Genomic DNA, 23,743 nt, shown 5'->3' on the forward strand with positions numbered 1-23,743 from the left:
CTCCTCCTCGATCGCCCCTTAGCCCGCCCTGGCCGAGAGCCAGGCCTCCAGACCGCGAACCCCTTCCTGGAGCCGGGCGTCGCTGACGGCGAAACACCAGCGCAACCAGCCCTCGCCCTCGGGACCGAAGGCCGCTCCAGGCGCAAGGCCGATGCGCGCCTCTTCCATCAGCCGCCGCGCCAGGGAGACCGAGTCGTCCTCGCCCTCGATGCGGAAGAAGGCGTACATGCCGCCTTCGGGGGGCGGCGCGACGACGCCCTTCAGCGCGCCCAGCCGTCCGGTCAGAAAGTCTCGCTTGGCCCGCAGCCCGTCCCGCAGCCCGGCGACAAAGGACTCCCCGTCGCGCAGGGCGACGATGCCGGCGGCCTGGACGAAGACCGGCGAGCACGAGGTGTTGAATTCGATCAGCTTGCCCAGGTCCTCTTCCAGCTCGGGCGGCGCGACCAGCCAGCCCAGCCGCCAGCCGGTCATCAGCCAGGCCTTGGAAAAGCTGTTGGCGCTGATCACCCGGTCCTCCCGCTCGGCGATCCGGAGGAAGGAGGGCGCGGTCGACGGCCCCGGGCGATAGGTCAGGCGCTCATAGACATCGTCGCACAGGATCCAAACGCCCAGCTTCCGGCAGTGCTCCAGGATGGCCTTCTGGTCATCGGCCTCGATGGTCCAGCCCGTGGGGTTGCCCGGCGAATTGAGAACAAGCAGGCGGGTCTTGGACGTGACGCTGGCGAGCAGGCGGTCCAGGTCGAGCTTCCAGCCTTCCGCCGAGGGGCTGAGCGCGAAGCGCGTGACGCGGGCGTTCAATATGGCCGGGATCTGGGTCACGTTCGGCCAGACGGGCGTTATGACCACCACCTCGTCCCCGGGGGAAACAAGCGCCTGCGTGGCGATCATCAGGGCCGAGACGCCCGAGCTCGTCACGGATATCTGGGCGGGCGAAAAGCCCTTCCCATGAAGGCCGCCCAGATAGTCGGCGAGGGCCTCGCGCAGCGGCGCGACGCCATTGTTGTGGCTGTAGAAGACCGCGTCGGCGTTCAACGCCTCGATCGCGGCGGCCTTGATGAAGTCCGGCGTCGGCGCATCGCTTTCACCGAACCAGAACTTGACCAGATCGGTCTTTCCAAAGCCGGCGTTGGCGATTTCCCGGATCTTCGACGTCGGTAGCGCACGGACGGCCGGGCGCGCTTCCAGCCTGGCCGGCGCGCCTTCCAGGAGCGTGGAACCATGGGGATTCATTTCGCCGGCCTCTCTTGCAATCTCGCGAGCCACATGTAATCACTGTCTATATTCAGGGCGCAAGAAAATTCCAAAGAAAAGGAATTTTCGGCGTATTTTCAGGTGCTTGCCATGGTCTCTATAGGAGCGGACATCACCGACAACTGGGCCCGACTCCAGGTTTCGGCCTCGGACGGCGTGGTTGAGGTCGCCCTGGCGAGACCCGAGGCGCGCAACGCCCTCGATCCCACCATGATGGTGGAGCTGACCGAGCTGGCGCGTCGGCTCCGTCGCCATCCAGCCTCGCGCGCGGTGATCCTGCGCGGCGAGGCGACCTTCTTCTCGGCCGGGGTCGATCTGGGCGCCGCGCGCGGCCGCAACGGCTCTGCCAGCACCCTGCTCGACCTCCGCTGCCAGGTCGCCGCCGGACCGGACCTTTGCCGCGCCTGGGAGGAGATCGAGGCCCCCACCGTGGTCGCCATCGAAGGCTTCTGCATCGGCGGCGCCGCGGCGCTCGCCGTGGCCTGCGATTTCCGGATCATGGGGCACGGCGCCCACATGAGACTGCCCGAAATCCCGCTCGGCATGAACATGAGCTGGCAGACCCTGCCCCGACTGGCCGCCCTCGTCGGTCCGTCCCGCGCCAAGCGGATGGCCCTGTTCGGCGACAAGCTGGACACCGAGACCTGCCTGGCCTGGGGGCTTTGCGACGAGGCCGCGCCCAGCGGCGGCGCGCTGGAAGCGGCCCGCCGCTGGGCGGCGCGCCTGGCCGCGCTGCCGCCGCTCCCCGTCCGGATGACCAAGGAAGCGGTCAACGCCGCCGCCCTGGCCAACGCCCAAGCGGTCAGCGTCATGGACCGAGACCAGTATCTGCTCGCCGCCCGCTCGAAGGATTTGAGCGAAGGCGTCGCCGCCTTTTTCGAGAAACGCCCGCCGAAATTCACCGGCGACTGAACCCACGCGACAAGGAAGAAGCTCATGAAGCGCGCCGCCATCGTCTCGACGGCTCGAACCCCCATCGGCAAGGCCTATCGCGGCGCCTTCAACGACCTTGAGGCCCCGACGCTGGCCGGGCACGCGATCTCCGCCGCCGTCGAGCGCGCCGGGCTTGAGGGCGCCGAGATCGAGGACTGCCTGCTGGGCTGCAGCATCCAGCAAGGCACCCAAACCTTCAACATTGGTCGGCTCGGCGCGCTGGCGGCCGGCCTGCCGGTCTCCGTGGCGGGCATGAGCATCGATCGCCAGTGCTCCTCCGGCCTGATGGCGATCGCCACGGCCTGCAAGCAGGTCGCGATCGACGGCATGAGCTGCGTCGTGGCCGGCGGCGTCGAGTCGATCAGCCTGGCCCAGACCAAGGCGATGAACATCTCCCGCGTCCCCGATCCGCGCCTGATCCGTCTGGCGCCGGCCATTCACATGCCCATGCTGGACACGGCGGAAATCGTCGCGGCGCGCTATGGCGTTTCGCGCGAGGCCCAGGACCTCTACGCGCTCTCGAGCCAGCAGCGGACGGCGGCGGCCATGGCGGCGGGCGTCTTCGACGACGAAATCATCCCCGTTACTTGCGAAATGGTCGTGACGGACAAGGCGACCGGCGAGACCGCCAAGCGCGCCATCACGGTGACCAAGGACGAGGGCGCGCGGGCCGACACGACGCTGGCGGGCCTGTCCGCTCTGGCCCCGGTGCGAGACGGCGGCAGGATCACGGCGGGCAACGCCAGCCAGCTGTCCGACGGCTCGGCGGCGGTGGTGGTGATGGAGGCCGAGATGGCCGAAAAGCGCGGCCTCGCGCCGCTCGGCTGGTGTCTTGGCGTCGCGGTCGCGGGCTGCGAACCGGACGAGATGGGCATCGGCCCGGTATTCGTCATTCCGAAGCTGCTCGCCCGTCATGGCCTGACGATGGACGATATCGGGGTGTGGGAGCTGAACGAAGCCTTCGCGTGCCAAGTGCTCTATTGCCGCGACCGTCTGGGCATTCCGGACGAACGGCTGAACATCAATGGCGGCGCCATCTCGATCGGCCACCCCTATGGCATGAGCGGCGCGCGCATGGTCGGCCACGCCCTGCGCGAGGCCCGTCGTCGCGGTGAGAAATACGCCATCGTCACCATGTGCGTCGGCGGCGGCCAGGGCGCCGCCGGCCTGTTCGAGGTCGCCTGATCATGGAGCTTCTGTTCGCTTATCAGGAGTGGCCCTACGCCGAAACGTTCCGCATCTCGCGCAGCGCCAAGACCAACTCCGAGCTGTTGACCGTCTGGGTGCGGGCGGGCGGTCACGTCGGCAGAGGCGAATGCGCGCCCCTGCCCCAGTATGGCCAGACGGCGCAGGACGTGGCCGACGCGCTGGAGGCGGCGCGAGAGTGGTTCCATGAGGGCGCGACGCGCGAGGCGGTCGCCCGCCGGGTCGCCAATACCTCGGCCAGGAATGCGCTCGACTGCGCGCTCTGGGATCTCGAATGCAAGACCTCGGGCAAGGATATTTGGACCCTGACCGGCGTCGAAAGAGCCGACTCCATCGAGGTCGACCTGACCATCGGCATCAATCCAACCGCCAAGATGCGGGCCGACGCGGTCTCCGCCGTTAAACGCGGCTATCGCATCATCAAGATCAAGGCCAACAGCGAGGACGTTCTGGAGCGCGTGGAGGCCATCGCGGCGGCCTGTCCAGGCGTTCGCTTCATCGTCGACGCCAACGAGGCCTGGACGATCGAGACGCTGAATAGCCTGTCGCCCGAATTGGCGCGCCTCGGGGTCGAGCTGATCGAGCAACCCCTGCATCACAAACGAGACGAGGCTCTGGTCGACTATCGCGGCGCCATTCCGCTTTGCGCCGATGAGAGCTGTTCGGGCGAGGACGACCTGCCCCGCCTTTCTAAGCTCTATCAGGCCATCAACATCAAGCTCGACAAGGTCGGCGGTCTGACCCCCGGCCTCTCGCTCAACCGCGCCGCGCACGCCCTTGGACTCAAGGTCATGCTGGGTTGCAGCGGCCCGACCTCGTTGGGCGCCGCGCCCGCCTATGTGCTGGGGACCCGCTGCGATTTCGTCGATCTGGACGGTCCGGCGCTGCTTCTCGACGATCGCGCCGCGGCGATGCGCTACGAGCAGGGCCGGCTGCTCCGCTTCGGTTCTGATCTCTGGGGCTGACGTCGGATCTCGACGAAACGACCATGCGGCCGAAGATCAAGATCATCTCGCTGGGCGGCACCATCTCGATGCGTTCCGACGGCGCGGGGCTCAACCCGGCCTTGGGCGCCGAAGCGCTGACGGCCGATCTGGCGCGTCGGACGCCGCGGGCGCAGCTGATCCGCCAGGACCTCGGCCGCGCCGCCAGCGCCAACCTGGACTTCCCCCTGGTCGAGCGCCTGGCGGGCCTCATCGCCGAATTCGCCGCCGAGGGCGGCCACGGAGTCATCGTCACCCAGGGCACCGATACGCTGGAAGAGACCGCGTTCCTGACCGAGCTCCTGGGGACGCCTTCCCTGCCGGTGGCTTTCACCGGCGCGATGCGCGGCGCCTCGGCCGACAGCCCCGACGGTCCGGCCAATCTCGCCGACGCCCTGACCTTCTTGACGTCTCCGAGCGCCGGGGCCGAGGTCGTCGTGGTCATGAATAGCCAGGTTCACGCCGCGCGACACGTCCAGAAAACCGACACCACCGCGCTCGAGGCCTTTTCGAGCCGAGACCACGCCCCGCGCGGCCGACTGCATGAAGGCCGATTTATCGCCCTTCGCCCCGCCTTCCCGCCCCTGCCCAGCGTCGCCCCCGCGCGCGGGCGAGCTTCGCCGCGCGTCTGGATCGCGACGATCGGCCTGGACATGGACGAGACGCTGTTCACGCTGGGCGAGGACGCGGGCATAGACGGCTGGGTCATCGCCGCGCTGGGCGCCGGCCACGTCCCGGAAAAGCTCGCCCCCGTGCTGGGCCGCCTCGCCAGCAGGGCTCCCGTCGTGCTGTGCAGTCGGACGGGCGGAATTCTATGCGAACGCACCTATGGCTATGCGGGCGCCGAGATCGACCTGCTGTCGCGCGGCCTGCTGTCCGGCGGATCGCTAAGCCCCGCCAAGGCGCGCGTGGCGCTTCTGGCCCTGCTGAGAGACGGCCGAGGCGATGTCGCTCGTCGTTTCGTCCAACTCGCCGTCGCGGTCCGCGACGACACCTTACCCAACGCCCCTTACTCTCCGCCGGAGACCGCATCGTCATGACCCAAGCCCCCGCCAACGATCTCTCCGCCTACTGGATGCCCTTCACGCCCAACAAGGCGTTCAAGGCGGCCCCCAGACTGTTCGTCGCGGCCGAGGGGCAGTTCTATTTCACCGCCGATGGCCGCAAGGTCCGGGACGGCTTTTCGGGACTGTGGTGCTCGGGTCTCGGCCACTGCCACCCGCGCATCGCCGAGGCCATCGCCGCGCAGGCGCAACGGCTCGACTACTCGCCGGCCTTCAACTTCGCCACGCCCGACGCCTTCCGCCTCGCCACGGAGATCGCCGACCAGTTCCCTGGCGCGCTGAACCACGTCTTCTTCACCAATTCGGGCTCGGAGGCGGTCGACACGGCGCTGAAGATGGCTCTGGCCTATCACCGCGCGCGGGGCGAGGGCTCGCGGACCCGCCTGATCGGCCGGATCAACGGCTATCACGGCGTCGGCTTCGGCGGCGTCTCGGTCGGCGGCATGCCCAACAATCGCAAGGCCTTCGGCCCGCTGCTGCCCGGCGTCGACCACCTGCCCTTCCCCTATGACGCCAAGGTCTCGGGCTTCACCCGGGGGCAGCCCGATCGCGACCCCATGGCCTATCTGGCCGAACTGGAAGCGCTGATCACCCTGCACGACGCCTCGACGATCGCCGCGGTCATCGTCGAGCCGATGATCGGCTCGGCGGGCGTCTTCATTCCGCCGGCGGGCTATCTCGCGCGCCTGCGGGAGATCACCGCAAAGCATGGCGTGCTGCTGATCTTCGACGAAGTGATCACCGGCTTTGGCCGACTGGGCTCGCCCAATGGCGCGACCTTCTTCGGCGTGGAGCCCGACCTCTGCACCATGGCCAAGGGCGTCAACAACGCCGCCGCGCCGATGGGGGCGGTCATCGCGTCAAGCCAAATCCACGACACGATGATGGAAGCGACCGCCTTCGGGATCGAGTTCTTCCACGGCTACACCTATTCGGCGCACCCGCTCGCCGTGGCGGCGGGCCTGGCGACGCAGGCCGTGCTGCGGGAAGAAGGCGTCTACGCGCGGGCTGCCGCGCTCGCGCCCCTGTTCGAGGACCTGATGCACGGCCTCCGCGACAAGCCTCATGTCGTCGACATCCGAAATCTCGGTCTCGCCGGCGGCCTGACCCTGGCGCCCGATCCGGAAGGCCCGGGTCGACGCGGACAAGCGCTTTTCCTCGCGGCCTACGAGGAAGGCCTCTCCATCCGCGCCAACGGCGACACCATCGCCATCGCGCCCATCCTGACCAGCCGCCCCGAGGACCTCGAGGACATCTTCGCGAGGCTGGGACGCGCTTTCGCCCGGCTCGGATAGCGGGCGCGCGAGCGGCTAGAGCGTGAGGCTGAAAGTGGGAACCGGTTTCAGCTTATCTCACGCTCTAAACATCTGATTTAGAGGTCTTTTGACGCCTGAAATCGATTCCGATTTCAGGCGTCAAAAGGCCCTAAAGGCGCGGAATCTCACCAGGTAAAGGTGCCGGCCGATCGGGCGGGCAGTATCGCCTTAAAACGGCGAGCGCCATCCGAGATCGCGAAGCTGGCAGGCGCCTTGCCGGTGTTCAGCACCAGCAATACCCGCCCGCCATCGCGGTTCTCGAAGGCCACCGTGCGCAGCTCACCGACCTTGGCCGGCGAGCCGATCCGCGTCGCGCCCGGCTTCACGAACCGGCTGGCGTGGCCAAAGGCGTAGTATTCCTGCGTCCGGGTCACGGCGCCGGTCTGGCTGTTGATCGTCACGACGGGCCGGCAGTCGCCGCAGCCCCCGTTGTGCGGTCCGAACCTTTCATCAAGGGCCAGGTTCCACATCAGGACGCCCCGAGAGCCGCCGCGCGTCGAGCCGATGATCAGGTTCTCCATCATCCACGAAAAGCTGTCGTCGAACTTCGGCGCGAACTCGCCGCCGGAGCATTCCGTCAGGAAGACCTCCTTTTCCGGATGAGCGGCCCGCACCGGCTCCTGAGCCGAGACGTCCCCCTTATAGCAGTGCCAGGCCACGCCGGCGAGGAAGGCGTTGGCCTTGGGATCGGCCAGAACGGTCATGGGCTGCTCGGGCTTGTCCCAATTATGGTCCCAGTCGAGGACCTTGGTCGCGATGCCCTCGCGCTGGAACACCGGCGCCAGGTTCTCGCCGAAGAAGCGCGCGCGGCCCTCGGGCTTCCAGCGCATTCCAGGATAGTTGTCGGGCTCGAAGTCCGGCTCGTTCTGGATGCTGAGATAATCGACCGGCACGCCGACCTTGGCCGCGCCCTTAATGTAGCGGCCGAAGAAGTCGGCATAGACCGGATAGGCTTCCGGCTTCAGTTCGCCTTTCACCAGCGATCCGGTCGTTTTCATCCAGGCCGGGGCGCTCCAGGGCGAGTGCATCACCTTGAGATCCGGATTGATCTTCAGCGCCGCGCGGACGGTCGGGAAGACGAACTGCTCCGGTCGCGCTAGCGAAAAATGCTCCAGCTTCGGATCGGGCGCGCCGTTTGGCGTTTCGTCGAGGCTGTAATGGTCCAGCGAGAAGTCCGAGGCGCCGATCGTGACGCGGGTGAAGCTGAAGCCGAGGCCGCCGTTGGCGCGCCCGAACAGCTCGCGCAGCAGGGCGTCGCGCTGCGCGGGGCTCATCCGGTTCTGGATCAGCCAGGCCGAGGCGTCGGTGATCGCCGCGCCGAAGCCGACGATCGTCTGATGGCGCTCGTTGGGGTCGACCGCGATCAGCGGCAGACCTTCGACGGCCTTCGCCGAGGCTGGACCAGACGGCGCTTGCGCGGCCATCAACTGGCTCTTGTCGCCGGTCGTCACCCAGGCGCGCAGCTTGGGCGCGGCCGCCGCTGGAAAGGCGATCGTCAGAGCGGCGACGGCGGTGCAAAGCTTGCGCATCAGGGCTTCCTCGACCAGGCCTTCAGGTTGGCCTTGCCCGTCAGGACGGGCTCGCCGGCATTTCGGCCGACATAGAGCGGATAGCTCCCGGCCGCGATCGACCAGCCGGGTTTGGCGACATCGTAGTCGGCCAGGATTCGAGGCTCGACCGTCAGCGTGACGCGCTGCGTCTGGCCCGGAGCGAGGTCGACCTTCTGGAAGCCCGCCAGGCGGACCATCGGCTTGCGCTTGCCGGCGGTGACATAGAGCTGGGGCGTGTCGGCGCCGGCGATCTTGCCGGTGTTGGTGACGTCGAAGCTGACCTTGAGGCCGGCCGCGTCCTCGACCTTGAGGTTCTTGTAGGCGAAGGACGTATAAGAAAGGCCATAGCCGAACGGATAGAGCGGCTTGAGCTTCTGCTGGGCGTACCAGCGGTAGCCGACGGCGGCGCCTTCCACGTACTTAACCGGGAAGCCCTTGATGCCTGGAACGGTCTGGCCGGCGCGGCGGGCGTCGTCGATAGCGGCCTGTTCGGCGAAGCCCGGAGCGCTGGCGCGGGGCGCTTGGTCGGCGGTCTTCGGGAAGGTCATGGCTAGGCGGCCCGACGGATTGACCTCGCCGAACAGCAGGCGGGCGATGGCCTGACCGCCGCGCTGACCGGGATACCAGGCCTGCAGCACCGCGCCGACGCGATCGAGCCACGGCATCAGCACCGGGCCGCCGGTCTCCAGCACCACGACGGCGTTCTTGTTGGCGGCGGCGACCGCGTCGATCAGAGCGTCTTGATTGTCCGGCAGCGCGATCGAGGGCGCGTCCTGAGCTTCGGTCTGCCAGTGCCAAGCGAAGACGATGGCGACATCGGCGTCCCTGGCCGCCGCGGCGGCGGCCGCAGGATCCTTGCCGTCGACATACACGACCTGCGCGCCCGGCGCGGCGGCCTTGATCGCTTCCAAGGGCGAGGAAGCGTGCCAGGTGACGCGGACGAAGGAGGCGGCCTCGCCGCCGTTCAGCGGGATCTCGACCGGCGCGCCGCCGACCGAGCGGACCTGGGACGAACCGCCACCCGACAGCACGCCAACATCGGCATGGGCGCCGATCAGCACGATCTTCCTGGCCGTCTTGGCCAGAGGCAGCAGGTTGCGGTCGTTCTTCAGCAGCACCGCGCCGCGCTCGGCCACGCTTTGCGCGACCTTGGCGTGGGCGTCATAATCGATCGGCTGGGCGGTGGTCGGCGTCGGATGGTCCATCAAGCCGGACGTGATGACGCCGTGCAAAATGCGCCGCACCATGTCGTCGACGCGGGCCTGGCTGACCTCGCCCTTGGCGACGGCGGCCTTCAGGTCGTCGCCGAAGAAGATCTGGGTGTCGAGCTCCTGCCCCGACTGCTGGTCGAGGCCCGCCAGCGCGGCCTTGACGGTGCTGTGCACCGCGCCCCAGTCGGACATCACGAAGCCCGGATAGTTCCAGTCGCGCTTGAGCACCTTGTTCAGCAGGACGTCGTTCTGGCAGGCCCAGTCGCCATTGACCTTGTTGTAGGCGCACATGACCGAGGCGGGGTTGCTCTTCTCGATGGCGATCTGGAAGGCGAGCAGATCGCTCTCCCGCAGGTCGGCCTCACCGATCTGGGCATCCATCACGTGCCGGCCGGTCTCCTGTGCGTTCAAGGCGAAGTGCTTGATCGTCGAAACGATGTGGTTGGATTGCACGCCCTTGATCTGTTCGCCCGCCATCTCGCCGGCCAGAAGCGGGTCCTCGCCAAGATACTCGAAGTTGCGACCGGCCCACGGGTCGCGGGTCAGGTTGACACCGCCGGCCAGCAGGACGTTGAAGGTCTTGGCGCGCGCCTCGGCGCCGATCATCGCTCCACCCGCATAGGCCAGTTTCGGCTCGAAGGTCGAAGCCAGCGCCAGGCCCGAAGGCAGGGCGGTGGCCACGTCGCCCTTGCGCTGCTCGACCTGATTGGCGACGCCGAGGCTGGCGTCGCTTTCGCGCAGGGTCGGGATCTTCAGGCGCGGGACGCCGGGGACATAGCCGGCCGAGGGGATCATGTCGGCGGGCGCGGGCTTGGTGTTGGGCGGAAAGAGGCCGTGCAGATACTGGATCTTCTCATCCATCGTCATCTGCTTGACCAGCGCATCGGCGCGAGCCCACGCCGGGTCGTTGGCGCGCGGCGCCAGCGGAGCGCTTTCCTTGGTCGGCATGACCTCGGCGAGCGCGCCCGCGACCGGCGCGAGGGAAAGCAACGCCACGGCGGCGGTGGTCCGGCACAGGATCCGCAGGGCGGATGAAGGCTGGGCGTTCGTCATGGCGGTACTCCGTGCCATCGTCAGGGTGTGGGAACTAAGGTCGAGGCGACCGGGGCCGGCGCCGCGCAAGCGCGGGACACGAACTCGGCGTGGCTGGGCATGACGGCGAGACACCGGCCGATGACCGTCTCGATGTTGCCAAGGTGGCGGGCGATCTCTTCGTCCGAATGGACTCGGACCAGCGGATCGTAACCGCGCGGGATCACGCCCTGCCCCAGGAACACCTGGATCCAGCTCTCCTCGGTGAAGAGCTCGTCGTCCTCGCGGAAAACTCGGCCATTTGCGCGGAAGAGGTCCATCTTCCGCTGCAGCGTCGCGGGGATCTCCATGTCGCGGCAGTGGCGCCAGAAGGCCGTGTCGTCGCGCTCGGTGGCCTTATAATGCAGGATGATGAAGTCGCGGACGCGCTCGTATTCGAAGTCGGTCTGGCGATTGAACTCATCGATCGTCGCCTGGTCGAAGCCCGCATCCGGCAACAGACGGACCAGGCGGATCACCGACGACTGGATCAGGTGCAGGCTGGTCGACTCCAGAGGCTCCATGAAGCCGGCGGCCAAACCGACGGCCACGCAGTTCTTGTTCCAGATCTTCTTGCGCTTGCCGGTCGTGAAGCGGATCCGCAGCGGATCGGCCCGCTGGGCGCCGTCCAGGTTCGACAGCAGGACGCGCTCGGCCTCGTCGTCATCGATGAAACGGCTGCAATAGACATGACCGTTGCCGGTGCGGTGCTGCAGCGGGATGCGCCATTGCCAGCCGGCGTCGTGCGCGGTCGAGCGGGTATAGGGCGTGAAGTGCTCCGAGCGCTCGGACGGCACGGCGATGGCCCGATCGCAGGGGAGCCAGTGCGTCCAGTCCTCGTAACCGGTCTTGAGCGCCTGTTCGATGATCAGGCCCCGGAACCCGGAGCAGTCGATGAAGAGGTCGGCGACGATCGTCTCGCCGTCGTCCAGCCTGACCGACTGGACGAAGCCGTCGGCGGGACGTAGCGTCACCTCGACGATCTTGCCCTCGCGCCGCTTGACCCCGCGCGCCTGGGCGTAGGTCGACAGGTGCTTGGCGTAGAGGCCGGCGTCGAAATGGAAGGCGTGGGCGATATGGCCGATCGGCGACTCGCTCATGTCGGCCCTCGCGCGCATGAACTTGTCGCTCAGCGCCATGGCGTTGTTGATCGCCAGGTTATCGAAGGGCGGCGCGCGGCCCAGCTCCCGCATCCGGAGCCAGTACTGGTGGGCGCGCAGCCAACCCAAGTCCTGGCCGATCACGCCAAAGCCGTGCAGGTAGCTCTCGCCCTTGCGCCACCAGTCGCGGAACTGGATGCCCAACTTGAAGGACCCCTGCGTCTTGCGCAGGAAATCGTCCTCCTCGAGCCCGAGCAGCTCGTTGAACTTCTTGATGGCGGGAATGGTCGCTTCGCCGACCCCGATCGTGCCGATCTGGTCGGACTCGACGAGGACGATGTCGTAGAGGCCCTGGAAAAGACGCGAGCACAGCGCCGCGGTCATCCAGCCAGCCGACCCGCCGCCGGCGATCAATATTGTCTTGAGCGGCTGCACGCCCGCCTCCCGTCTTGGTCAAAGGTCGGGGCCGCTGATAAGCGCGGCCCCGCCTCCGATGGTTCTCGCTGTCGAGCACGGCGCCAAGGGGGGGACGACGAGCGCTCGACCTAACGCCTAGAACCGATAGTTCACGCCGAACAGGATCTGGCGGCCGTACTTCTCGTAGGTCTCCGGCAGCGAGCCGCCGTTGCTGGTCTTGGTCCCGCCATCGTCGAGACCCAGGCGAGTGCGGTACGGCGAGTCCGTCAGGTTGTTGACCTGCAGCAGAAGGCCGAGGTTCTCCAGCGGCCCGTCCTGGAAGGTGTAGCCGATCTGGGCGTCGACCTGTTTGTCGGCCAGGATCTCGGTGAAGCCGCGCGTCGCGAACAGTTGCACCACCTCGCCCTTGAAGGCCGAGCGGTAGCGTTGGCTGATCCGGGCCTGGAAGCCGCCGCGCTCGTAGTAGCCGGTGAGGTTGTAGACCGTGCCCGACAGGCCGGGGATGCGGACTTTCTGCTTGGGATCGGTGCTGGTCGTCGGGTTCAGGTTCGACTTGGTCAGCGAGAGGCTGCCCTGGACGCCAAAGCCCTTCACCACGTCGGCGAACTGGCCGAAGTCGAGGGCGCCGCTGAACTCCAGGCCCTTGACCACGCCGCCGTTGCCGTTGGCCGGCAGGGTGATCTGGCCGATGTTGTTGATCGTCGTGCCAGCCGGGATGTTCGCGCCGGGCGGCAGCGGAATGCCGGTGAAGTCGAACGTGCCCGACTGCTGATAGATGTAGGTGTCGAGCTTCTTGTAGAAGCCAGCCACCGACAAGTAGGTCGCCGGGCTCACGTACCACTCGTAGGCAAGGTCGGCGGCCTTGGCCATCCACGGCTTCAGGTGCGGGTTGCCGCCCGAGGCCGACCACGGATTGACCGTCGTGCCGGGGCCGCAGGGCTGGCTGGAACACACCAGGCTGTTGAAGCCTGGCGTCACGTTGGCGCGCATGTCGTCCATGCGCGGACGCGCCATGGTCTTGGACAGGGCGAAGCGGATGCGATGGCCGCCGCCCAGGTCGTAGATCAGGTTCATGCTAGGCAGGACATCGGTATAGTCCTCCTTGGCGTTGATCTTGGTCGGGACGATCGGCTGCCCCGGGGCCAGACCGTTGATCACAACCCCGCTGGACTGCTGCTTCTGCTTGACCACCTGCACGCCGACATTGCCGCGCAGGGCGCCGGTCTGGAAATTGGCCTTGCCGAAGAAGGTGGTCACCTCTTCGGTGATGTCCCAGTTCTTGTCGTAGTAGTTGGCGTCGAGAATGGGCGAAGCGTTGTAATACTTCTTCCAGACGTCGCCGATCTTGACCGAAAGGACGTTGCCAAAACCCGCGAAGCCCAGATTGGTCGGAGAGGTCAGGTCGGCCGCGTCGACATAGACCTGCTGGCGGCCGTTCTTCAGGAACAGGTCGTTGTCCGAGACGGTCTTTCCCTTGTCGCGCTTGGTGTAGTTCACGCCACCCGACACTTGGGTGATGAAGCCGTCGAGATCGTGTTCGAGCCGAACGTCGACGGCGGTGACGTCTTCCTTGACGTGCGGAAAGCGGATCGCGCCGTCGTGGCCCCAGCCGCCCCACGGGGCGCGGTCGCCCAACGTGACCTTGCTCGCGTCGGCATAGTTCAGGCCCTCGTGATATTGCGAGAAGCCGTCGTCGGCGACCTTGAAGCCGATGGTGTCATAGGTGCGACCGACGTCCGGCGTGCCACCGGTGACTCCACCCACGCCGCGACCGTAGCCGGCGTAGGTCTCCATGATCTGTTCTTTTCGCTTGTTTGACGAATAGGATAGATCGGCGACCAGACGCGTCCTTTCGGTGATCTGGAACTCGTTGTTCAGGCCGGCCGAGAACAACTGGTCTTGGCGAGTGTTGTAGTCATTGCGCAGTTGCAGGACACCGTTGTTGAGCGTCCCGCCCGAAGCGAACTTCGAGCCGCCAATTGTATCCGTGGTCACGCCCGAGAAGGTGGCGTTGTCGGCGTAGGGATTCGAGAACCACTGAGCCCCGCGCGTCGTCTCCTTCTGTTTGAAGGTCGAGTAGTACATGTCGAGCGTGGAGTGGATCCGGTCGTTCGGCTTGTATTCGAAGATGCCGATCACCGCGTCGCGCTTGTTGTTGCGCGAGGTGGCGAAGATCTCCTGGCCGTTCAGCATCAGGGCGCCGTCGGCGCTGTCGGGCGAAGTGGACTCGGGCGGGAACGCCTCGTAGCCATAGGCCTTGTAGTGTTTCACCTGCGAGGGCGAATCCAGGTGCGCGTAACCCAGCGCGACGCCGATCGTATCGTCGGCGAACTGGTTGATGTAGCTGACGCTGAAACGGCCGCCGGTGTTGCGGGAGTCTTCGTTCAGCTTCTTGCCCGAAGTCTTTTCACCCCGCAGATTCACGGCGAGGGCGCGCTTGCCGTATTCCAGCGGACGCACGGTGCGCAGGTCGGCGGTGCCCGACAGGCCCATGCCCGAGACCTGGGCGTCGGGCGTCTTGTAGATCACGACGCTGGACAGCAGTTCCGACGGATACTGGTCGAACTCGACGGCGCGGTTGTCGCCGGAGCTGGCCTGTTGGCGACCGTTCAGAAGCGTGGTCGTGAAGTCCGGCGCCAGGCCCCGGATCGAGATGACCTGGGCGCGGCCGTTGACCCGCTGGGCGGCCAAGCCGGGAAGACGCGCGATCGACTCGGCGATCGAGACGTCGGGCAGCTTGCCGATGTCCTCGGCCGAGACGGCCTCGACGATCGAGGTCTCGTTCTTCTTGATGTTGATCGAGTTCTGGATGCTGGCCCGGATGCCGGTCACGACCACGGCCTCGACCGTGTCATCGTCGGCTTTCGGCGCCGGGGCGGTCGTTTGCGCCGAGACCGGCCCCGCGATCACCAGGGTGATGGCGGCCGCCGAGGCGGTTGCGTAAAGTGTGCGGATGGACGCTGGCGCGCCGCGCGTCATGCGGTTTCGCATAAGCTCTCCCCTCTGAACTCGCCCCGCGCGGGCGATTCTCTCGTTCTTGTCTCGCGGCCGAGCATGGCCGTGGAAGCGCTTCCATGGAAGCGCTTCCAATTGGCAGTGACGCGACAACGTTGTCAAGGCTGAAACAAAATCGGCGGCAGGGGAAAACTAGGTCGCGGCGGTCGTTTGCCGGGACACCACGGCGTGCTCCAGTTGGTGGAACACGGGCTCGGGAGCGATGTCGACACCCGTCAAGCGGGCGACCAGAAGCTCGACGGCGCGCTGGCCCAGAACCTTCACGGGTTGGTGCACCGTGGTCAATGGCGGCCAAACAATGGCCGCCACGGGCGCGTCATCGAAGCCGGTGATCGACAGGTCCTTAGGAATGCTCAGTCCCCGCGCGTGCGCCGCCGACAAGGCGCCGGCAGCCATGTCGTCATTGGCGCAGACCAGGGCGGTTGGTCCCAGGGGATGATCCAAAAGTCCGGGGGCAAGATGGGTCCCCGAGCGGAAGGTGAAGTCACCGCGCACCATCGCGTAATCGCCCTCCCCCAGCCCCTGCTCGGCCAGGGCGCGCTGGAACCCCTTCAGGCGCAGATCGGCCGATAGGTGCCCCTCCAGGCCGGCGATGAAACCAAATCGGCGATGACCCAGACGCAGGAGTTCGCGAGCCAGATCATAGCCGCCCGCCTCGTCATCGACGCCGACCCCGTCGAACCGGTTTTTGGCCGGACCGCCCGGCGACACCGTCACGACCTTGCAGCCCTGGGCCAGAACGGCCTCGATCAGGGCTACATCGTCGCTATAGGGCGGAGATAGGATCAGGCCGTCGCAGCGCTGGGTGGTGATCAACTCAAGGACGCGCTTATGGCAGTCCGGCGTCTGGTTTGGGACGTTCTGAACCAGCACCTGATAACCCAAGGCCAGGCACCCGCGCAGAGCGCCCAGTTCGAGCGCGGACTCGTAGTACGAGTTGGGATCGTTCTCGGGGTCCGAGGCGAAGACGAAAGCCAGCAGCCGACTGGAACCGCCCGCCAAACCGCGAGCCTGGGGATTGACCTTGTAATCCAGCGCCTCGACGGCCCGCATAACGCGCGAGCGCACCTCATCGCGAACATTGGGGCCGCCGTTCAGCACCCGGGACACGGTCACGCGCGCGACGCCCGACAGACGGGCCACATCGTCGATGGTCGGTCTCCTGGTGGTCAAACGCAACTCCCTCGAAAGGCCGGGAAGATGGTCAGGAATTTTCCGCGGCACAAGCCAGCTTGGCCCGATGCCGGCCCAAGGCAACGCCTGCCTCGTGGGCTCGCAGGCCAGTGCTAGAGACGACGCGGAACTGGACATTTGGCGGCCGCGATTGAGCGGGCGAACCCGCTTCAACTCCATTTGACGGATGCGATCAACCTAGATGCAAATGATATTGACTCGCATACTCAACACAAAGTAAGCGCCTAGCCGTTCTTTCAAGCGGGGTTCCGGGCATGAAGCGGATAGGGTTGGCGGCGAGCGCGCTCGGCGTGCTGGCGATGGCGCAAGGCGTCCAGGCGGCCGAGATCGCAGCCGCCGATGATCCCGCTAATGCTGTCGAGGCCGTGGTCGTCACCGGCGAAAAGACCGCCCGCGGGCTTCAGCAAACCGTTTCCAGCGTGGCGGTGACCACCGCCGCCCGCATTGAACGCGAGAATATCCAGGACTTCTACGACGTCGTCGCCCGCACCGCGAACATGAGCGAGACCTACGGTAAGACCGGTTTCACGATCCGGGGCGTCAGCAATAGCAACGTCTCGGGCGGCGGTACGGGCGGGCTGGCCACGGTCTATGTCGACGGCGCGGCCCTGCCGCAGGAAGCCGTCTACGGTGGCCCGCTGGAGATGTGGGACATCGGCCAAGTCGAGATCCTGCGTGGTCCCCAGTCCACCCTGCAGGGCCGCAACTCCTTGGCCGGCGCCGTGATCATAACCTCGGCCAACCCGACCTACACCCCGCAGTTCCGCGCTCGCGCGAACCTCGCCAGCGGCGACGAGCGTGTCTACGCCATCGCCGCGAGCGGTCCGATCGTCGCCGACCAGATGGCCTTCCGCATCGCCGTCGAAAAGAAGGACGGCGACGGCTTCATCTACAATCCGAACCTCAAGCGGGACATGGACGCGGTCGACAATCTGTACGTCCGCGGCAAGCTGTTGCTCACGCCGAGCGCCCTACCTGGCCTGCGGGCATTGCTCACCTACGCCCACAACGACCGGGACAGCGGCTACGAATTCACCTATTCGCGCACCGATCGGCCCGATTACTACGATCATCGTATCGACCTCTCGGGCGATCCCAGCCGCACCAAGACCAAGACCGATATCCTGACGGCGGACATAGCCTACAAGCTGAGCGACAAGCTGACGCTGAACGCCATCGCTTCGTTCAACGCGGTCAATACCGACGCCACCATCGACTTCGACATGACCCCCGCCCACAGTTCGTATGGCACGCGCGCCCAGACCACCAAGACCGCCTCCCAGGAGCTGCGCCTGAACTACGACGGCCAGCGGCTAAAGGGCCTGTTGGGCGCCTATCACGCCACGCGCGACGCCCGGGACCTGTCGAGCAGCCTGACCAACGTGCCCTTCCCGCGCGCCACCCTGGTGAGCGTGCTGACCCCGTCCCTGCTGTCGGGTGTCGGCAATCCGACGCCGGCGCAGCAGGCCGCCGCTGCGGCGCAGGCCAGCGCCTTCGCCAATCTCTATGTCGCCAGCCTGCCGGTCATTCCGGTAAATTACAGCGGCAGCCAGCCCTCGACGATAAAGACCAGCGCCGTCTTCGCCGACGCCACCTTCGCCCTGACCGACAAGCTCTCGCTGCTCGGCGGCTTCCGCTACGACCACGAGGAGAACACCGGCCGCAGCGCGCAGACGGCCAGTTTCGCCGGGACCTATCCGACCCCGGCGTCCTTCGGACCCTCCGCCTCCTACGTGGCCCAGGTGAACGCCTTCGTCGCCGGCATGATCGCCCAGGCCAACGCCTCCGCGCCGGAAGGGACCCGAGAATTCAACGCGTTCCTGCCGAAGTTTGGGGTCAAATATCAGTGGACCCCGGATATCGGCGCCAGCCTGACGGTCCAGCGCGGCTATCGGTCGGGCGGCTCGACCGTGAACCAGGCCCGCTCCAGCGTCGCCGCGTATGATCCGGAATACACCTGGAACTACGAGGCGGCGTTGCGAACGGCCTGGCTGGACGGATCGCTGACCCTCAACGCCAACGCCTTCTACACCGATTGGACGCAACAGCAGGTCGTCGTGAACCTCGGCCTGAACGCCTATGACTCCGAGGTCCGGAACGCTGGCAAGTCGCACCTTTACGGCTTCGAACTGGAGGTCGCCCAAAGACTGACGCCGCGACTGTCCTGGTACGTCTCTCTGGGTCACACCCGAACCAAGTTCGACGACTTCAAGGTCACCGCGGGCGCGCTCGTCAGCGATCTATCGGGCTCGGAATTCCCCTACGCCCCGCACTGGACGGCGGCGGCCGGCGTCGACCATCGCTGGGACAACGGCCTGATCGCCCATCTGGACGGCAACTACCGAAGCAACGCGTTTTCTGAAGCCGACATCAACCAGGCCCGGACCGCGCTGATCAAGAAGCACCTCGTGTTCAACGGCCGCTTCGGCTACGAGCGCGCCCGCTGGGGCGCCTATGTGTACGGCCGCAATCTGCTGAACGCGACGTACAGCCAATATACGCGCACGGACATTCCGGTCGCCCTACTGAGCGAACCCCGGATCATCGGCCTTACGCTGGAGACCCGCTGGTGAACGCTCTCTGGAGTCTTGCGCTGGCGCCCCTGCCGCTGGCGGGGACTTATCTGCTGAAACGCGCCTGGGCCACACCCGATCAGAACCGTGCGTGGTTCATACTAGCGGGCTGGAGCGTGATGAGCTTGGCGATCGCCGCTTCGGTTCCGCTGCTCGGCGGGGCGCGCGGCCCCTTCTCCGTGCTGACGTTGGGTTCAGTCGCCGCCCTGGCCCTGGTCGCCGCCGGGGTCGAGCGTCGCGACGCCAGGAAAAAAGTCGTCCGCGAACTCGCGCCCGAGCCTTCCGATCGCAAGCGTATCGTCTGGCGGGGCTGGTTGCGAGGTTTCCTGGCGGGCCCGCTGGCGGGCGTCGCGGCCCTGGGCTGCGGGCTGGCCGTCGCCATCTGCGCGCCAGGCCAGATTCAGAGCCGTATGGTGGTCGGCGGCTTCATGATCCCGTTCCTGTGGGCTGGCGGCATGGCGTGGACGCTCTCGGACGACAAGATCCTGCGAGCCTGCGCCGTTCTGACTGGCGTCGCGACCGTGACCTTGGGCGCGGCCTTCCTCAAGGGAGCGCTCTAATGGACGGCTCGAGCGCCGCCGCTCGGACAAAGGGCAAGGCCGCCAAGCCGATCTGGCCCAAGATCCCAGCCGCGTTCGTCCGCGCGATGCTCGCCGGCCATTCGGCCCTGGGGCTGGCTTTCGCGGCCCTGATCTGTCTGGTGTGCTTCTCCGGCTCGATCGCGGTCTTCACCTATGAGTACCAGCGCTGGGAACAGCCAGCGGGTCCGGTCCTGCGCGAGGTCTCGCCGCGGGCCGCCGACGCCGCCTTCCGCGAGGCGCTGGCCAAGACCCCCGGCGCCCATGAACTGTTCTTGCGCCTGCCAGAACCCGCCGCTCCGCGCCTCAGCGTGCGGGCCGAGGACACTAAGGGTCACGAGCGCACCTGGATCGCCGACGCCTCGGGCAAGATCGTCGCCGAGCAGAATACGCCCTGGAGCACCTTCCAGGCCGAGCTTCACACCGCTCTGCACCTGCCTCGCGCCTGGGGCGGCTTCATCGTCGGCCTGACGGGCGTGGCGCTGCTGTCCTCGCTGGTCTCGGGTGTGCTCTCGCACCCACGGGTGTTCAAGGACGCCTTCGCCTTGCGATGGGGCGGGTCCAAGCGCCTGCAGGAAGCCGACCTGCATAACCGGATTTCCGTCTGGGGCCTGCCATTCCATCTCGTCGTGTCGCTGACCGGCGCCTTTCTGGGCCTGACGGTGATCATCGTCGGGGTGCTGGCCCTGGCCACCTTTAGAGGCGACACCAGCAAGGCCTATGCCCTGTTCCGAGGCCCGACGGTCCAGGACGATCCGCGACCGGCTCAAAAGGTCATCGACGTCGCCGCCATCCTGACCCGTCTAAGGGTCGTCTATCCGGACGGACGCGCGACCTATCTGGTCGTCGAACACCCCGGCGAGGTTGGGCAGCACGCCAGCGGCAACATCGTCCGCGAGGGTCGCCTGTCGCGCGGCGAGACCGTGGTCCTCGACGCCGATGGCAAGATCCTCGGCGAGGTCGGTTACGAGAGCGGTTCGGTCGGAATGCGCCTGCTCTCGGCCATGACCCCGCTGCATTTCGGCTGGTTCGGCGGCTGGCCGGTGAAGGTCGCCTATCTGCTGCTGGGGCTGGGCCTAACGACGGTGACCTCCAGCGGCGTCGCCATCTGGCTGGCCCGACGCCGCGACAAGGGCCGCCCGGCTCCACGCTGGGAGCGCGTCTGGATCGCCTTGGTCTGGAGCCAGCCCGTGGCCTACGCCTTCTCCGCCCTGGTGAGCCTGTGCTCGCCCACGCCGAAACCCGTGGCGGCCTGGGGCCTGGCAACCTTGGCGGCCTGCGCCTTGGCCGTCGCCGCCGCTCCGGCCGCGCTCTCCATCGCGCTTCGCCGGATCAGCGCCGCCCTGATCGCCATGGTCGCTGTCACGCACGTCTCGCTCCACGCGCGCCAGATGGCCGACCCGGTGGGCTGGATCGTCGATGCGGCGCTGCTGGCGACGGCGCTCGGGCTCGGGGCGACAACGATGGTCCAGACGCCGAAGGTCTTCCGCGCGCGGAAGTTCGACTGAGGCGAAGCGCCATCTCTTGTTCGCGTTTGCATGAAGGCCATGGAGCAAGGGGCGTGCATTAAGCCACCTTCGGATCGCCCTCGCCCTGGATAGCGGCCGTCGCCGAGGCCAGGATTTCCGGCTCCAGCGGCTCCAGGACACCCGCGTCGACGAGCGCTTCGACCTCGACCTCCGACAAACCCAGCCACTCGGCGACCAACGCCTTGGTGTGCTCGCCAGCCAGCGGCGCGGGAGCCGATAGGGCGTCATCCAAGGCCGCTCCGCGAGCGTGGTTGCGCTCCGCGACGACGGGCTCCGCGAGATAGGGATGCCGCTCGACGCGGTAGAAGCCACGCTCTCGAAAATAGGCGAAGTCTGGAAGTTCGGACACGCGCAGCATTCGCGCGGCCGCGACGCCCGCGGCCTGCAACTCATGCATGGCCTCATCCGCCGTCCGCGCCGCGATCCAGGCGCCGACCGACGCCTGATCGTCTCCGCCGACCACCGCGCGCAGGGCGCGGCGGGCAGGCTCGCTCGGCGCGCTCACGACACACCACTCATCGTCGCCGGCGGCCGGAAAGACCGCGTCTCGCCACCCGGCAGCCGCCTCCGTCCGCCCCAGGGAGGCTCGCGCCACATCGACGGCGAAGTGGTTCAGCATGACCTCCGACTGAGCGACGCTGGCGCTGCCCCCCCGTCCCGTGCGCAGTCGCCGGATCAGCAGGGCCGTCACCGCCATGGCCCCGATCCGGCCCGCCACGTGGTCGGGATAGATCGTGATGGAGTCGCTGAAGCTTTCCGGATCGTCGTCATAGCGCCAGGCGGTCGTTAGGCCAGTGGCGGCGCGAACGAGCGGGCCGTAACCCATACGTTCGGCCCAAGGCCCGGTGGCCCCGAAGGCCGAACTGTCGGACATGATAATGCGCGGATTGATCTTCGAGATCGTCGCATGGTCGATCCCCAGGCTTTCCATCACCCCCGGTTTGAAGTTCGAAAGGATGACGTCGGCCTTGGCCGCCATCTCCAGAAATAGCGCCCGTCCCCGGGGATCGCGCAGGTTCAGGCCCAGGCCGCGCTTGTTGCGATGTCCGGCGGCGAAGCTGACCGAGAGGCCGTAGGACAGATAGGACTGGCGGCTGCCGTCCGGAAAGGCGCGGCTCTCGACCTTGACCACCTCGGCGCCCTGGTCGGCCAGCAGACGTCCCTGCTCGGCGCCAACGACGATGACGCCCAGATCCAGGACCTTAAGCCCCTCGAACGCCCGCCGCCCCGCTGCGACGGGGGCCGGCCAAGCCTGAGCGCGCGGCGCGACGAGGCTTGGCCCCATCCTTGCGCCGTCAATGGTCACGACACCGTTTGGCAGCTTGGCCCCGTCGATCTCGATCAGAGCCTCGCGCGCGGCGACATGGTCCGAAGCCATGAACTCCGGCAGGGTCAGGACGGCCGAGATCGGCACGCCGTGCGCCTGCCCCTCGCGCTCCAGGTCGGCGCGACCGCGATCAGCGAAGAAGGCGGCGATGGCCGGGATCAGGTCTGGCGACTTGTAGCGGACGCCGACCTTTTCGAACTCCGGCGAGGCGAAGGCGGCCGGCGAGCCCATCCAGCGGAACATGCCCTGCCACTGGCGCTTGGCCAGCAGGCAGATGCGCACGTGGCCGTCGGCGCACGGCAGGATCGGATACTGGAAGCCTTTCGGCGGACGGTCGCGCGGCAAAAGGTGGGCCGGCTTGCCCAAGGTGGCGCTGCCGTTAATGCCGTAGCCTGGATCCAGCGCCTGCACCGCGCCGTCCAGGGCCGAGAAGTCCAGGTGGTCGCCCTTCCCGGTCCGCAGCGCGTGGTAGAGCGACACGGTCAGGGCGTAGGCCGCCTGCGAGGCGGCGCACTGATAGGCCAGCTGGCCCGGCGGCGGCAGCGGCGGACGACCGGCGATCCCCGAGCGCGACAACTCGGCGCTCAGCGCGTGCAGAACGAGGTCGCTGCCCTTCCAGCTCGAAAAGCGCGTATCGGTCCCAAAGTCGCTGACCGCCATGGTCACCAGCGCCGGACGGCGACGGCGCAGGGCCTCCACGTCCACCGCCCCGGCGGCGTCAAAGACAATGGCGTCGGCGCTTTCCAGCAAGCCGTCCGTCAAGCTCGCCGCGCGCGCTTTGCCGATATTGGCTATCAGATCGTCCAGGGACGGCTCCGTTTCGCCATCGTCGAGCCGCGTCACGCTCGCGCCCAGCTCGGCCAGATAACGGGTGGTCGCCGCGAGGGGGCCGCGCACCAGATCGACGATCTGGATTCCCGAGAGCGGACGATCGACGCCGCTCACGCCGCCGGCCCCTTTTCGAAACGTGGCAAGCCGTCCGGAATAGTCACCCAGGGCAAGGCCGAACGGGTCCAGATGTGCATCGCCGGGGCGAAAGCCTCGGGCGCGTCCAACGAGCCAGCCTTGAGCGCGATCATCTTCGGCGCGGCGGTCGGGACGGAGCGGATCGGCGAGCCGCACGCGGCGCAGAATTGCCGCTGGATCGGCGCTCCGCTTTCGGTGTCGGGGTCCATGTAGCTGGCGAGTTCGCCCTCGACGCTCATCGCATCGGCGCGGACGATCAGATTGACCGAAAAGGCCGCGCCCGACTGCCGACGGCAGCTCGTGCAATGACAGGCGATCACCGCCAGCGGCGCACCAGCCAAGGCGTAACGCACGGCGCCGCAGTTGCAGCCGCCGCTCAGGATTTGCTGATCGGTCATCGCTCTCTCCTCCCGAGGCTCTATGGCCATCTTGATTTCGGACTTATCTAACGTCATTAGA

At 67.1% G+C, this 23,743-nt stretch carries 16 protein-coding genes; 8 read left to right on the top strand and 8 right to left on the bottom strand.

The genetic code is table 11. The features are described 5' to 3' along the window. Positions 1-18 precede the first annotated feature (18 nt). Positions 19-1,230, bottom strand: coding sequence for a pyridoxal phosphate-dependent aminotransferase (locus FCU40_RS00285; RefSeq protein ID WP_168072091.1), 1,212 nt, complete (start codon positions 1,228-1,230; stop codon positions 19-21). A 111-nt stretch (positions 1,231-1,341) separates the two neighbouring features. On the opposite strand from FCU40_RS00285, the gene FCU40_RS00290 reads away from it, so the two are divergent. Genes FCU40_RS00290 through FCU40_RS00310 form a run of 5 tightly spaced genes read left to right on the top strand, consistent with a single transcriptional unit; the run spans position 1,342 to position 6,732 of the window. After that, on the top strand, positions 1,342-2,163 hold the full coding sequence (locus FCU40_RS00290) for an enoyl-CoA hydratase/isomerase family protein (RefSeq protein WP_168072093.1): 822 nt from the start codon (positions 1,342-1,344) through the stop codon (positions 2,161-2,163). Between the two features lie 24 nt (positions 2,164-2,187). Then, positions 2,188-3,369 (top strand): acetyl-CoA C-acyltransferase, encoded by a 1,182-nt coding sequence (locus FCU40_RS00295; protein ID WP_168072095.1) that lies wholly within the window; start codon positions 2,188-2,190, stop codon positions 3,367-3,369. 2 nt (positions 3,370-3,371) lie between these two features. Further along, complete coding sequence (locus FCU40_RS00300; RefSeq protein ID WP_168072097.1) at positions 3,372-4,355, top strand: dipeptide epimerase; 984 nt, start codon at positions 3,372-3,374, stop codon at positions 4,353-4,355. 23 nt (positions 4,356-4,378) lie between these two features. Next, entirely contained in the window at positions 4,379-5,413 is a 1,035-nt protein-coding gene (locus FCU40_RS00305; RefSeq protein WP_168072099.1) for an asparaginase, read from the top strand. After that, the gene (locus tag FCU40_RS00310; RefSeq protein WP_168072101.1) at positions 5,410-6,732 is read left to right on the top strand and encodes an aminotransferase class III-fold pyridoxal phosphate-dependent enzyme; all 1,323 of its coding nucleotides are present in this window, start codon (positions 5,410-5,412) and stop codon (positions 6,730-6,732) included. The genes FCU40_RS00305 and FCU40_RS00310 overlap by 4 nt, the downstream gene beginning before the upstream one ends. Positions 6,733-6,878: 146 nt before the next feature. On the opposite strand, the gene FCU40_RS00315 is transcribed toward FCU40_RS00310, so the two are convergent. The 5 genes from FCU40_RS00315 to FCU40_RS00335 all read right to left on the bottom strand — a co-directional run bounded on the left by FCU40_RS00315 (position 6,879) and on the right by FCU40_RS00335 (position 16,290). Beyond that, entirely contained in the window at positions 6,879-8,282 is a 1,404-nt protein-coding gene (locus FCU40_RS00315) for a glycoside hydrolase family 30 beta sandwich domain-containing protein (RefSeq protein ID WP_168072103.1), read from the bottom strand. Continuing rightward, entirely contained in the window at positions 8,282-10,567 is a 2,286-nt protein-coding gene (locus FCU40_RS00320) for a glycoside hydrolase family 3 protein (RefSeq protein ID WP_168072105.1), read from the bottom strand. The genes FCU40_RS00315 and FCU40_RS00320 overlap by 1 nt, the downstream gene beginning before the upstream one ends. Before the next feature lie 20 nt (positions 10,568-10,587). Continuing rightward, on the bottom strand, positions 10,588-12,120 hold the full coding sequence (locus tag FCU40_RS00325) for a tryptophan halogenase family protein (protein ID WP_168072107.1): 1,533 nt from the start codon (positions 12,118-12,120) through the stop codon (positions 10,588-10,590). A 117-nt stretch (positions 12,121-12,237) separates the two neighbouring features. Continuing rightward, positions 12,238-15,093 (bottom strand): TonB-dependent receptor, encoded by a 2,856-nt coding sequence (locus FCU40_RS00330; RefSeq protein WP_168072109.1) that lies wholly within the window; start codon positions 15,091-15,093, stop codon positions 12,238-12,240. Between the two features lie 156 nt (positions 15,094-15,249). Beyond that, entirely contained in the window at positions 15,250-16,290 is a 1,041-nt protein-coding gene (locus FCU40_RS00335; RefSeq protein ID WP_004615573.1) for a LacI family DNA-binding transcriptional regulator, read from the bottom strand. A 275-nt stretch (positions 16,291-16,565) separates the two neighbouring features. Between FCU40_RS00335 and FCU40_RS00340 the strand changes: the two genes are divergently transcribed. From FCU40_RS00340 to FCU40_RS00350, 3 genes are read left to right on the top strand one after another with little or no spacing between them, the layout of a single operon-like run. Further along, a complete protein-coding gene (locus FCU40_RS00340; RefSeq protein WP_168072111.1) occupies positions 16,566-18,884 on the top strand; it encodes a TonB-dependent receptor in 2,319 nt (772 codons plus the stop codon). Beyond that, positions 18,881-19,444: a hypothetical protein gene (locus FCU40_RS00345; RefSeq protein WP_168072113.1), complete on the top strand. Its 564-nt coding sequence runs from the start codon at positions 18,881-18,883 to the stop codon at positions 19,442-19,444. Before FCU40_RS00340 ends, FCU40_RS00345 begins: the two co-directional genes overlap by 4 nt. Next, positions 19,444-20,970: a PepSY-associated TM helix domain-containing protein gene (locus tag FCU40_RS00350; protein WP_168072115.1), complete on the top strand. Its 1,527-nt coding sequence runs from the start codon at positions 19,444-19,446 to the stop codon at positions 20,968-20,970. The genes FCU40_RS00345 and FCU40_RS00350 overlap by 1 nt, the downstream gene beginning before the upstream one ends. Positions 20,971-21,028: 58 nt before the next feature. Here the strand turns inward: FCU40_RS00350 and FCU40_RS00355 are convergent, their stop codons facing one another. Then, complete coding sequence (locus FCU40_RS00355) at positions 21,029-23,263, bottom strand: CoA transferase (RefSeq protein ID WP_168072117.1); 2,235 nt, start codon at positions 23,261-23,263, stop codon at positions 21,029-21,031. Next, the gene (locus FCU40_RS00360; protein WP_168072119.1) at positions 23,260-23,682 is read right to left on the bottom strand and encodes a GFA family protein; all 423 of its coding nucleotides are present in this window, start codon (positions 23,680-23,682) and stop codon (positions 23,260-23,262) included. The genes FCU40_RS00355 and FCU40_RS00360 overlap by 4 nt, the downstream gene beginning before the upstream one ends. Positions 23,683-23,743 lie beyond the last annotated feature (61 nt).

Source organism: Caulobacter sp. SSI4214, assembly GCF_012184455.1.
Classification (GTDB): domain Bacteria; phylum Pseudomonadota; class Alphaproteobacteria; order Caulobacterales; family Caulobacteraceae; genus Caulobacter; species Caulobacter vibrioides_E.